A 12,357-nucleotide genomic window follows, 5' to 3' on the forward strand; every position below is an offset into this window, starting at 1 on the left:
GCCCCGTTCACACGATTCCTCTGTAGTTCAGTCGGTAGAACGGCGGACTGTTAATCCGTATGTCACTGGTTCGAGTCCAGTCAGAGGAGCCATATTTAGAGAAGCCCGCTTAAGGAAACTTAAGCGGGCTTTTTGCTTTTGGCGTTAGCCATGGGCGGTTATGAGCGAAGAGCAGAAGTCCATCCAGCGAAAGAACGTAAAAAAACCGCCTCACGGCGGTGAGGCTATCCAGTTAGGAAGTTGCGCTTGCAAGTCGTGCTGCAAATCCAATGAAGAACATACCTACCAGCGCGTTTCCGATGGCAGATAACCTACGGTTACCTTTTACACGGCTGAGCAGATAAGAGCCGCAGAAAACGAGAAAGCCGAAATAAACGAGAGTAATTGCGAACATCACTGCTGCAAGAATGATAAACGCCATCCAAGAGTGTTCAGCCTGAACATTGATGAACTGGGCGAAGAAAGAGATATAGAACAGCAGCGTCTTTGGGTTCAGTAGAGTAACCAGCATTCCGCGTCCAATGATCCCCCCGGCATCAGCTGAAGATTTCTTTTCCTCACTCGTTTCGGCAGCTGGCTTAAAGATAGCGCGTAGCGTCTGGACACCGAGATAGAAAAGATAAGCAGCGCCTGCGTATTTGATGGCGTTAAACAAAGCAGGGGTTGAGCTTATGACCGCGGCCAGCCCACACCATGCCAGCAGAACCAGAATAACGTCGCTCAGGAGAATGGAAAATATTGCAGCAAAGCCCCGCTTGATGCCGCTGGTGATGCTCGTTTTAATCACGAACATGGTTTCAGGGCCAGGCGCAAGGACTATCAGCGTCGCACCAAGCAGGTACGTCCAGAAATTCACGACACCAAAATCAGCAAACATTTTTACTCCAGTGTTCTCACTTTCAACGAGGCTATTCTAACGTAACCGGCGTTAATGAAAACACATCACGGCTGCATTATTCAGCCAATGTCTGCTGTTGGCTCAAAGCCGACCGTCAGATTACTCAGTCAACCTTTCCCTACCCGTTTCGCCCCTGGGCAATCCCCCTCCCTGCATCCATCACCGCAATGCCGCCAACGCTTGGCCAATCCCTCCAGCGAAACCCACTCTTTTATCTAAGAAGATTCCTAACCGAGCTGACGGAAATGCCTTCCTGACGCCAATACGCGGATTTACCCGCCGATTTACAGCAATAATCCTGAAAAAACAATCGATAAGCCAATCTCTCTCGCTCAGCAAGTTGCGTCTATCCTTTCGCTATGGGCGCCTGCCGCCCATCGTTCGCTGCAGATCGCGGCATGCGCGTTTCTGGCTGTTCGGGTTTCGGTTTATTCCATCGCGCGCTTCCATTCATCATGTTGAATTTCACAGCAATCTCTCAGCAACAAGGAGTGTTTATATGGCTTACGTCATTACCGACCGAGAAAAACTGCAAGCGATTTGGGAGGCCGCCAAAGCCGGCGACTGGCCGGCCGTGTATGCCGCATCCGTCGATGCGCTCACCGATCCCAACCATGCCAACCAACCCATTGAGGGCGTGGATATCGCGGTGTATACCTGGATCAAAGGCGCCTATGGCGTGAACTCGAATCAGGGGGCGTTTGCCCATTACATTCGCGACCAAACCAAGCTGCAGTATGAGCTGCGCACCGGGCATGTGCCCGATGACTGGGAGGCGCGCATTCAGAATGCCTCCGACAACATCGCCAAAAACTTCGCCAAAACGCTGTTTGGCGTCGATCTGAGCAGCGATCCCAACGCGCCGCTGCCGGATGCCCCGCCCACCAGCGCCAAAGTGCCGGACATTCACGAGGTCGGCCTGATCGACGCCGGCGCGGCGGCGTCCGAAGTGTTCACCGACGCCTCCTCGACCGGCGCCCCCAACTATTCCCCCTGGGCCGGCACCACGCTGTTCTCTTATTTAGGCGACACCTCGTTCTTTACCGAATGGGTGGCGACCAACGACACCTCACCTTTTAAGGTCGAAAGCGGCACCTACGATTTGATTGCGGCGGCGCAGGTCTCCATGCAGATGAAAAACCTCAGCTACGTAGTTGAAACGCTGCTGGCGGGCGAAGTGCCCACCTATTTGACCACCCTCGGCATTGGCCACGAAACCATCCGCCTCGCCGCCGAAGCGGCGCGTGATTTCTACACCGAATCCTACGGCAGCAGCGTGACCGGCGGCGGCAGCCTCATTCCCGGCAAGCTGGATATCGGCTCGGCGATTTTCAACGACATTGCCGACGTGCTGTCTACGCCGAATCTGTACCGCGTCGGTACGCTGCATGACGACGATTTCACGCTGGCGTTCGGCAATATCGCCGTTAACACAGGCAGCGGCGACGACATCATCAGCGTGCCGCGCGGCTGGCAAAACAACGCCGGCAACTACGGCTGGACGGTGATCGACGGCGGCAGCGGCCACGATACGGTCGATTATTCCAGCCTGTCGCACGGGGTAAACCTGAAGTTTGACGCCCAGGGCAGCTACGGCGGACGCGGGGTGATCGAGAAAAACGGCATCGGGCTGTATGGCTTTAAGGACGGGCTGTACAACATCGAAGCGGTGAAACTGACCGACTTTAAGGACAACGTCACCTTTAACGATCGGGTGCTGACGCCGGCCAACGGCCTGGAGGTCAACCTGGGCAAAGGCTCCAGCGAGATTCGTTTCGAGCACGGTTATACCACTGCGCCGGGAGGGAGCGCGCCGCAGGATTATCTCGGCGTGAACCTGAGCATGTTGTCCAACGATGTGCCTTTCCCCAACAGCCTGCTGAATATTCCCGTGAAGCAGACCCACAATATCTACATCGACGACAGCTTCGAGCTGGGCTTTTTACAGTCCTCCTCCCTGTCTATCGACAACCACCTGCTGGCCTTCGGCGCCGAAGGATCAAACAGCAGCTTCTCACTGAACTACAACGCGCAAACCCATACGCAGGATCTGTCGATATTCATGCAGGGCGAAAGCGCGCTCAATCAGCACATCGTCAATATCTACAATTGGGATCAAGGATACTTTGGCATCAATCTGGAGCAGCCGGCCATTCAGCTTGTCGGTTTGCAAACCGTTACGCCGCAAGAACTGGCGGCCGCCTAAGCGAAGCCCGCCCATTCCCCCGGGCGGGCTGTTTACCTTCAGCGTGACAGTTCATTCCCCATCCCGTTCCGCCACCCGCGCCAGCAACGCCCCCAGCAACGCCAGATCGACCAGCAACGCCAGCGCGAAACAGCTCCCCCTCACGCCCGGCGCGGCGTAGGTTTGCACCAGCGAAGCGGCAATCACTACGGCCACGATAGTCACCACCGTCGTCAGCCTGCAGGCCACGGCGAACGCCGCTTTCTCCTCCACCGCCGTGCGGTAGGCAACGCCCTGCCCCAGGCCGCCGAGGGCGAGACCCGCCAGCAGAGCCGGCCAGTCATGGCCGCCAAACAGCATCAGCAATGTGAATAGCCATCCCGCCGCCGCCAGCAAAAAGCCGTGGCGGAGAATCGCCAGCGCAGGCCGGTTCCGCAGCGGCTGCCAGCGGGCCAGTGCGGCGCCGCCGAGAAACGCCAGCGCCAATGCCGTCAGCAGCATCAGGGTCGCGCCGATGCCCTGCAGGCTCTCCGCCTCCAGCAGCAAAGCGCCCGCCGCGACCGGCACGCTGAGCGCCAGGGCGCTCGCCGCCGTTCCCGTGTGTGTCATGGCGCCCAGGGCGCCGTTGTTGATAGAAAGGCTCATCGCTCACTCCCGATAGGGTGGAAATGATGAAATAAATTCATTTCCCTTTTCACATGTCAGTAGCCTATCTCTTGTATAATCGGTCAGACAAACTCATAGTTTTCAGCCTTAGATGAGAATAACTCAGCCATGAGAAAACCCCGTTTGCCGCCGCTGGGCGCGCTGCGCGCTTTCCACGCCGTGGCCGGCTGCCGCAGCTTCAAACTGGCCGCCGAGGCGCTGGGCGTCAGCGCGACGGCGGTCAGCCACCAGATCAAGCTGTTGGAATCGGTGCTGGAATGCCGGGTGTGCGAGCGCAGCGCGCAGGGCGTCAGCCTGACCGAGACCGGCGAGATCCTGTATGCCGGCACCCAGCGCGCCTTCGCCGCGCTGGAACAGTCCGTCGCCCAAATCACCCGCGCCCGGCAGCCGCCGGCGCTGACCGTCACCACCACCTCCAATTTTCTCACCCATTGGTTAGTGCCGCGCCTGGCGGATTTCAAGGCGGAGTTTCCCGCCATCGATCTGCGCCTGCACACCAGCGTCGAGCGGGTGGATCTCAGCCAGCGCACCGTGGACGTCGCCATCCGCTACCGTGAAACGCCGGAAACCGATCTGCACTGCACCCTGCTGCATGAGGATCGCTTTATCGTGGTCGCCAGCCCGGCGCTGGCGCTGGCGCGCATCGAGGATTTGCAGCGGGTGACGTTGTTTCACGTGGCGCATCGGCAGGTGCCCGCCGACTCGCCGACCTGGGAGAACTGGCGGCGGCGCTACGGGCCGGAAGGGTTGAACGTGGAAGCCGGGCTGACCTTCAGCGACGAAACCCATGCGCTGCAGGCGGCGGTGGCCGGCCAGGGGGTGGTGATCGCCAGCCGGCTGCTGGCGCGCGATTTGTTGCAGCGCGGCGTGCTGGCCGCACCGTTCGAGATGGCGTTACCCGGCGCCAACTACTATCTGATGACCACCGAAGAGACCGCGCAGCGCCCCGATATCATTGCGCTGCGCGAGTGGCTGCTGCGGCAAATGGCGGCAGGCTAACGGCTCTCGGGGGCAATTTCGCCCAGGCGGATCGCCACGCTGATCGCCTGCGCGGTGGTGGCGGCGCCAAGGCGCCGGCGAATGCGGCGCAGGTGGTTTTCCACCGTGCGTTCAGACAGGCCGAGCATCGCGGCGATATCCGCCTGTCGTCGGCCGATGGCGGTCCAGCTCAGCACCTCACGTTCGCGCGCCGACAGCCGGCCTTCTTCTTTGCCGGCCGCCGGTTCGAACAACCGCCGCGCTGCCAAAAAGGCCGCCGTGCCCACAAGCGACAGCGCCAACCGCACCGGCGGCGAGGCGTCGATGCGCTCGCCTCCCAGGCTGACGGCACCCTCCAGGCCGGCGGGGCCGAACACCGGGATTTGCACGCCGTGCAGGCCCGCGCCGCGCGGCGTGCGCACAATCCGGTAGCGCTCTCCCTGCTGCGCCCGGGTCTTGGTCCAGAAGAACGGCTCGCTGGCCCGCAGCATGTGGCGAGTCACCGGGCAGTGCCGCACGTAGGTCAGCGCATCGACCGCCTCCCCCTCGCCGAACCAGTCGCCTTCGACCCAATAGATATGCTCGATCCCCGCCTCCGCCGTGGCGGAAGCGGAAAACAGCACAAAGCGATCGAAGCCGAACGGCGCGGCGAAGGCGCGAACCCGCCCCTGAATGGCGGACAGGGTTCGCTCGTGGTCCATCGCCAACGCCGTCTGGAAAGCGCGCTGCGCGATCTCGTCGCTCATCGCGCAGCGACGTCGGCCAGCAGCGTCTCCGCCGCCAGTTTACCGAGGTTGTTGGAAGCCAGCGGGCTGTCGCCGGTCAGCAGGCGCCGATCTTTATGCACCTTGCCGGTGATGTCGGCATTGACGATCTTCACGCCCAGCTCACGCAGGCGTTCGCCCACCAGCCAGGGCATCGGGCCGGGGATATAGCCGATGTCGATGTTGGCGCCTGTATCGAGAGCATCCGGGAACACGCACATCTCATAGCCGCGATAGAGGAAATCGTCTTTGCTCTCGCCAATGCCCGCCGCCAGCAAACCGGCCGGCCCGTGGCACAGCGAGATCACGTAGCGATCGTTGTCATGGGCCCAGTGCAGCGTCTTTTTCACCTCTTCACTGAACGGGATATCGTTGAGCACGCCGTGGCCGCCGGGAATGAAAACGCCGAGGTAGTTGCCGCCATCCAGATCCTTCACGACTTCCGTCAGCTTTTTCGGCTGCTTGAGTTGGCTGCGGTACTTCTCATAGGTGGCCTTGACCGCTGGGTCTTCATGCGGGAACGCCCACATCTCCAGCTTCACCGGATCGCCGGACGGCGTGGCGATGTCGATCTCGAAACCGGCCAGATCCAGGTGATACATCGGCAGCAGCATCTCGACCGGATGGTTGCCGGTGGAGAAGAACTTGCCGTTTTGCATCAGCAGGTAGCGCTCCTGCGAGGCGATCATCAGCACCTTCCACTTGCCGCCGCGATAGGCGTTCGGGTAGCTGGCGCCCGTGAAGTCGGTTTTGGACGAGGTGTACTGGCTGAGGGAGTAAGGTGATGGGAAGAACGCGTTGTCTTCCGCCACATCCGGGGTGGGATTACGATCGTTGGATACTGAATCAGTCATGATTATCTCCATATTCACCGTTGCATTTCTCTTTCAGCTTAAATAACCGCCGGCGGGGCCGCAATGAGGGATATCCCTCAATCGCCCTCGCACTGGCGGCGCTCAAGCGGGGTGCCGTAGCGCGACAATGAACGTTTCTTCGCTGACGCCGGCATATTCGTACCGGCACTTTCTCACCGGCACCTGGAAGTAGCGCTCCAGGATATCCTCTTGCAGCAAGGCGTTTTTATCGCCAAACATGCACTGTCGCTTATTCATCAGCAGGCACTTGTCGGAGATGCGATCGGCGTAATGCAGAAAATGCGTATTCAGCACGATCGTCATCTGCCGCTCTTTGGCGAGGCGCCAGAGCATCTCGATCATTTTAGCCTGATTGTAAAAATCCAGGTTCGACTCCGGTTCGTCGAGGATCATGACGTCGGGGTCCGCCGCCAGCGCCTTGGCGAAATAACACATCTGCAGTTCCCCGCCGCTGATCTGATTGATGTTTTTCTGCGCCAGCGGCGCGATCTCCAGCGCGTGCAACACCGCCTGCGCCTTGGCGAAATCTTGCCGCCGCGGCCCGGCGAACCACCCCGCCTGGCGAGCGCAGCCGAAAGTGACAAAATCGAGCACGCCATACGCGAAATGCGGCGTTTTCGCCTGCGGCACATAGGCCAGTCGGGCGGGCCGATTGTCGATGCGGCCGATCTGGCACACGCCTGACAAGGGCCGGCACAGGCCCGCGACATGTCTCAGCAGCGTGGTTTTACCGGCGCCGTTCGGCCCGAGCACGCTGAGGATCTCACCGCGTTTCAGATGAAAACTGACGTTGTCGAGAATGGGCTCACACCCTTTGAACCCCAGGGTCAACTGGCTAACGGTGATCATGTTTGCTGCTCATAATAAAAAGGAGGGCGAAAAGCGGCGCGCCGATCAGCGCGGTCAGGATGCCGATCGGGATTTCAGCGTAGGTGGCGCCTCTGGCGATATTGTCGATCACCAGCAAAAACAGCGCCCCGCTCAGCGCCGAAGCCGGGATCAGGCGACCGTGGTTATACCCCAACACGCTTCGCACCAAATGCGGGATCACCAAGCCGACCCACCCCACCACGCCGGCCAAGCCCACCGAGGCGGAAACCAGCAGAGAGGCGGCGATCAGCAACAGGATCTTCAGCCGGGGCGGATTCAGACCGGCGATGCGCGCCTCGTCGTCTCCCAGCGAGAGAATGTTCATATTCCACCTGAGCCGGTAGATAGTCAGGTAACACGCCGCAAACAGCGGGATCAGCCAATAAACCTGCGCTTTCGCTACCGAAGCGAAGCTGCCCATCAGCCAGAAGACGATCGCCGGCAAGGTATCCTGCGGATCGGCGACATATTTTATGACCGAGACAAACGCGATAAACAGCGACGCGATAATCATGCCGGACAAAAGCGTGGTGAGCGCATCCTGCCGGCGTTTGAGGCGGCAGATGCCGAGCACCAGCAACAGGCTCACCACGCCGAAAAGAAACGACAGCAGCGAACTCAGGGCAAAAGGCAAACTCAATAGAATGCCCAGCGCAGCGCCAAAGGCGGAGGCGGAAGACGTGCCCAGCACGTCCGGGCTGGCCAATGCGTTTTTCAGCACCGCCTGAAAGGTCGCGCCGGCGACCGCCAACCCGCCGCCCACCAGCATCACCGCCACTACCCGCGGCGCGCGCAGGTTAAAAATCACCGAATAGCGGGCCTGGTTTTCCCCCGGCATGTTCCCCTGCCATAAAATCTGCGCCACATCATGGGCCGACAAGGCGTAGCGGCCGGCAAACAGCGATGCGAAGGCGACTGCACACAGCGAAATGAACAATCCCGCCATGATCGCCGCATATTTTCCTCTGCCCGGCATCCCCAAGCTCCTCCAATGGATTAACGCTATTCAACCGTGGCGCTAGCGTTGCGCCAGCACCTCATCCAGCAACCGGTTCGGGATCGCGTAGGAGAACATCGTCTGATAATAACGACGCGTCTCCTGCCGCATCGTCTTATCGCTAATGTCTTCGGGCGCGTATCGGTTGATCATGAACAGCGGCAACAGTGACGTTTCCGCCGACAGGCCCCCCCAGTTGTGAATGCCCACCGGCGTCGAGAAAACCTTGCCGTTTTTCACCGCCCTGAGCGTCTCCCACGCCTGGCCGGGGATCCCCCCGTGCAGCAGCGCTTTTGCGCTGCCGAACACCACGAAAATCACATCCGGATCCCAGGCCATGATCTGCTCCATCGACACGTTGATGTACCTGCCGGCATCGCCCTTCACCGGCAAATCCACGGCGACGTTATCCATGCCGGCCATTTTCAGATAGGTGTCGCCGTAGGTGTGCGGGCCGCTCACCTTCAACTGCCTGCCGTCGCTTTCTTCCAGATATAACGCCCTGACGTGCTGCGCGCGGATGGCTGCGGCATAGGGGCGGATCTGCTTCAGGGTCCTTTCCCAGGCGTCTTTGAATTTATGCGTGCGCGGCAGGCCGAGGGTGTCGGCGAAGGTATTTTCCCAATACACCTGGGTGACCATCGGCTGGTATTTGGTCTTCCCGCCGGCGTCCAGATCGACCGTCATCACGCCCGCCCTTTCCAGCCGATCGTCCTGGCTTTTGCCGTAGTAATAAATGATGTCGGGCCGCAGATTCATTAACGACTCCATGTTGACCCGATAGTCCTTATTGATGAAATCGGACGTGATCCTGCCGATGTCAGGCTTCATGTCTTTCAACACATGCATATCGGCATGCATGAATGCCCAGGGGCCGACGCCGACGACGTGCCGATAGGCCGCCTCGTTGGCCAGGATCACGCCGAAGGGGCAGTTGCCGGTGATGACGATCCGCGGGTAGCTGCCGGGCAGCGTTTGCGCCGCCGCGCTCTGCGGCAGCGCGGCCGCTTCCGGCTGGCTGGCGCCGGCGCAAGGCAGCATCGGCAAAGCGGCTATCGCCAGCAAGGCGGTGGCGATGAATGTCAGTTTTACGGCCATGAGGCCTCCTGCGCGCACGCGAAATGGCGCGCGTCGATGAGCGGTGTCAGGCCGAGGCGGCGATGCCGGCGGCCATGATGGTGATCCCGGCAACGAAAACGATCGCCGCGGTGGCGACCGCGCCGCCGCCGACCAACGCGGCGGTTTTTCCTTCGGAAATGTCTTTTCGCTGCAGGAAAGAGAGTTGCGACAGGGGAATGATTTTTCCGCTGTCGGCAACGATGTCTTTCGGTTCAACCTTCGCAACCGTCAGCTCGCCGCCGCTGCCGTCCTTCAGGCCGTATTTCAGCCGATCGCCGACATACACCGGCGGCTGCAACAGATAATACGGGCTATTGAGCCCCGCCTCTTTTTGTTGCAGCGCCACGTCGTGGTAGGTCGAGCAGCCGCTGAGGGAAAACGCCGCCATCCCGATAATGAGCGGCACCAGGTGGATGAATCGCATGGGAAACCTCGAACGTGCTTATTTGCTGGTTTTTAACGTAACGGCGGACTTGAAGCGCATATAGCTCACGGCCAGAGAGAGAAACGAGAATGCCGCCCCCGCCATTAAGCTGATAGTCGTCGCTTGCGCGCCGCGCATATTGAAGAAAATCGCCACTAACGCCGAACCGACGATTTGCCCGATCAACCGGGAACTGCCCAACAGACCGCTGGCGATGCTGCTGTTTTCATGAGAGACCGAAGTCATGATCAGCAGGTTGTTCGGTGATTGAAACAGGCCGAAACCGATGCCGCACAGCGCCACACGCCATACGATTGCCCCATTCGACGGATCGGCCGGCAGGTTGGCCATCAGCAGCATGCCAGCCAACAAGCAGGCGAGGCCTGACAGGGCGACGAGATTGGGATCGTATTTCTTGGTCAAATCGCCGGAAATCAACGACGACACCATGGTGGCCAGCGGCCAGGCGGTCAGCAGCAGACCGATTTCCACCACGTTTCTTTGCAGGACATTGTGGAAATAAAAAGGCAGCGATACAAAAGCCAAAAGCTGGGTGCTGTAAGACAGCATCGACATCAGCAAAGACAATGACAGCGTCGGGTTATGCAGCATCGCGACCGGGATCAGCGCGGCGTTGGCCTTTCTTTTCTGATTGATGTACAGCCACCCAGCCAGTCCGGCGAATACCGCAAAGCTCAGCGCCGCCGCCGGCAGATGGCGGGTGGTCATGCTCATCGTGCTGAGCGAGAAAGCGATAAACAGCACAAACACCAACAGGGCGCCCCCGCTGTCGAAGCCAACGTTGCGCCGCTCGCGGGAGCCCAGAAATATCACGCTCAGCAGCAGCGACAGGCAGGCGATGGGAACATTGATGGTGAACAGCCAGTTCCAGCTCGTTTGAGAAAGTATCGCCGAGGCGATGGACGGCCCGGCGGCGGCGGAAACCGACACCACCATCACGTTAATCCCCAGGCCGCGCCCCAGCAGCCTTGCCGGGTAGATCTCCTTAATCAGCGCCGCATTGACGCTGAGCACCGCCGCCGCGCCGAAGCCCTGTATCACTCGGAACGCCGTCAGCATCGCCAGCGTGTCGGAAAGCGCGCAGCCCAACGAGGAGAAAGCAAACAGCACCACCCCGGCCATAAAGATTTTTTTATTGCCCACCGCTCTGCCCAGCGCCGCAAAGGGCATCAACGACGCGACGACGGCAAACTGGTAGGCATTGATAATCATGATGGAGGCCGATTCGGAAACGGCGAAATCTTTCGCGATCACCGGCAGCGCTACGTTGGCGATGGTGCTGTCGAGCATGGCGATGACCGTGCTTAACGAGACGGCGAGAACCGCGAATAGATTTAGCGTCTCTTTTTCCTGGTGTTTAAAAGTCATGTTAACGCTCCAAAAACGTGGGTGTCTTTATGCCGGCATGCCGGCGGCAAAGACGCCGTTTTTATCAATTTTTGTAATTACGTTATAACATATCATTATTGGATGGTAATAAATCTCATTTGAAATATTGGATTGCATAGTGTTTCAAAATAAGAATTAACAAATGAAATACAAATAAGTCACAATATAAACACCCAATCAAATAACTATAATCAGTATAAAAAACCAGTTGTTTTATAGAATGACATTAAAAGTAACAGGCGCTAACAGACGACGATGATACCAGTATAAGTTGTTATGTTATAACACAACAACCTTCCCTTTATGCGGGTTAACCTTATGGCTAAGAAGGACCTTTTGAACACGCGCTTGTCCCGCCGCAGAATGATGCTGGCCGGGCTGGCGGCTCTGGCGCTCAATAGCGCCGTTTCTCCGCTGGCTAGCGCCCACGGCTTGCCACGCCCCAAAAAACAGGCGGGCCCTCAGGGTGCGCGAAAACGATTCCTGGTCATGTTGGATCCCGGCCATGGCGGCATCGACTCCGGCGCCATTGGCCACACCGGTTCGCTGGAAAAACATGTCGTTCTGGCGATCTCCAGAAACGTGCGGGCGCAGCTCGATCGACACGGCATCGATGCCCGCCTGACGCGCGACAGCGACGTTTTTATTCCGCTGTACGATCGGGTGGAGATCGCGCACCGACATGGCGCGGATCTTTTCATGTCGATTCACGCCGACGGCTTTACCTGCCCCAGCGCCTGCGGCGCTTCGGTCTTTGCGCTTTCCACTAAGGGCGCCAGCAGCGCGATGGCGAAATACTTATCGAACAGTGAAAACGCGGCGGACGATCTCGCCGGCCCCCACGTCATCAAGAAAGATCGCTATTTGCAGAAGATACTGTTTGATTTGGAACAAACGGAAACCATCAAAGAAAGCCTGACGCTGGGCTCGCACCTGATCCAACATATTGCGCCCATCCATCATTTGCATGCCAAAAATACCGAACAGGCGGCCTTCGTGGTGTTGAAATCCCCGTACATTCCTTCGGTATTGGTGGAAACCTCGTTCATCACCAACCCCGAGGAAGAAAGGCTGCTGGGCACCCCTGCATTCCGAAATAAAATCGCCACCGCCATCACGCAGGGGATCGTCAGCTACTTTAAACACGTCACACACGCTTAAGCTTCACCAG

The 12,357-nt window shown here is 59.0% G+C and carries 12 protein-coding genes and 1 tRNA gene; 4 read left to right on the forward strand and 9 right to left on the reverse strand.

Going from position 1 to position 12,357, the window contains the following annotated elements; genetic code table 11:
• Positions 1-16: 16 nt before the first annotated feature.
• Positions 17-92 (forward strand) — tRNA-Asn (locus ACSBQV_RS11630).
• A gap of 140 nt (positions 93-232) precedes the next feature.
• Here the strand turns inward: ACSBQV_RS11630 and leuE are convergent.
• Complete coding sequence (gene leuE, locus ACSBQV_RS11635; protein WP_099782237.1) at positions 233-877, reverse strand: leucine efflux protein LeuE; 645 nt, start codon at positions 875-877, stop codon at positions 233-235.
• A 520-nt stretch (positions 878-1,397) separates the two neighbouring features.
• Here leuE and ACSBQV_RS11640 point away from each other — a divergent pair.
• On the forward strand, positions 1,398-3,104 hold the full coding sequence (locus ACSBQV_RS11640) for a hemolysin (RefSeq protein ID WP_099782239.1): 1,707 nt from the start codon (positions 1,398-1,400) through the stop codon (positions 3,102-3,104).
• 51 nt (positions 3,105-3,155) lie between these two features.
• Here ACSBQV_RS11640 and ACSBQV_RS11645 read toward each other — a convergent pair whose 3' ends face one another.
• A complete protein-coding gene (locus tag ACSBQV_RS11645; protein WP_099782241.1) occupies positions 3,156-3,728 on the reverse strand; it encodes a hypothetical protein in 573 nt (190 codons plus the stop codon).
• Between the two features lie 129 nt (positions 3,729-3,857).
• Between ACSBQV_RS11645 and ACSBQV_RS11650 the strand changes: the two genes are divergently transcribed.
• Positions 3,858-4,748, forward strand: coding sequence for a LysR substrate-binding domain-containing protein (locus ACSBQV_RS11650; protein WP_099782243.1), 891 nt, complete (start codon positions 3,858-3,860; stop codon positions 4,746-4,748).
• On the opposite strand, the gene ACSBQV_RS11655 is transcribed toward ACSBQV_RS11650, so the two are convergent.
• The 7 genes from ACSBQV_RS11655 to ACSBQV_RS11685 form a co-directional block, all read right to left on the reverse strand.
• The gene (locus tag ACSBQV_RS11655; protein ID WP_042784996.1) at positions 4,745-5,473 is read right to left on the reverse strand and encodes a PA1136 family autoinducer-binding transcriptional regulator; all 729 of its coding nucleotides are present in this window, start codon (positions 5,471-5,473) and stop codon (positions 4,745-4,747) included. The genes ACSBQV_RS11650 and ACSBQV_RS11655 overlap by 4 nt on opposite strands.
• Positions 5,470-6,345, reverse strand: coding sequence for a glyoxalase III HchA (gene hchA, locus ACSBQV_RS11660; RefSeq protein ID WP_033643728.1), 876 nt, complete (start codon positions 6,343-6,345; stop codon positions 5,470-5,472). The genes ACSBQV_RS11655 and hchA overlap by 4 nt, the downstream gene beginning before the upstream one ends.
• Positions 6,346-6,447: 102 nt before the next feature.
• Positions 6,448-7,215, reverse strand: coding sequence for an ABC transporter ATP-binding protein (locus ACSBQV_RS11665; protein ID WP_046896420.1), 768 nt, complete (start codon positions 7,213-7,215; stop codon positions 6,448-6,450).
• A complete protein-coding gene (locus ACSBQV_RS11670; RefSeq protein ID WP_099782245.1) occupies positions 7,202-8,212 on the reverse strand; it encodes a FecCD family ABC transporter permease in 1,011 nt (336 codons plus the stop codon). Before ACSBQV_RS11670 ends, ACSBQV_RS11665 begins: the two co-directional genes overlap by 14 nt.
• A gap of 42 nt (positions 8,213-8,254) precedes the next feature.
• Positions 8,255-9,331 (reverse strand): ABC transporter substrate-binding protein, encoded by a 1,077-nt coding sequence (locus ACSBQV_RS11675; RefSeq protein WP_232099496.1) that lies wholly within the window; start codon positions 9,329-9,331, stop codon positions 8,255-8,257.
• A 46-nt stretch (positions 9,332-9,377) separates the two neighbouring features.
• On the reverse strand, positions 9,378-9,776 hold the full coding sequence (locus tag ACSBQV_RS11680) for a hypothetical protein (protein WP_226886098.1): 399 nt from the start codon (positions 9,774-9,776) through the stop codon (positions 9,378-9,380).
• An 18-nt stretch (positions 9,777-9,794) separates the two neighbouring features.
• Positions 9,795-11,165: an MFS transporter gene (locus ACSBQV_RS11685; RefSeq protein WP_089197224.1), complete on the reverse strand. Its 1,371-nt coding sequence runs from the start codon at positions 11,163-11,165 to the stop codon at positions 9,795-9,797.
• 339 nt (positions 11,166-11,504) lie between these two features.
• On the opposite strand from ACSBQV_RS11685, the gene amiA reads away from it, so the two are divergent.
• Positions 11,505-12,347 (forward strand): N-acetylmuramoyl-L-alanine amidase AmiA, encoded by an 843-nt coding sequence (amiA, locus tag ACSBQV_RS11690; protein WP_099782247.1) that lies wholly within the window; start codon positions 11,505-11,507, stop codon positions 12,345-12,347.
• Positions 12,348-12,357: the final 10 nt, after the last annotated feature.

Origin of the sequence: Serratia sp. B501 (genome assembly GCF_051172315.1) — a bacterium.
Lineage (GTDB): Bacteria > Pseudomonadota > Gammaproteobacteria > Enterobacterales > Enterobacteriaceae > Serratia > Serratia ureilytica.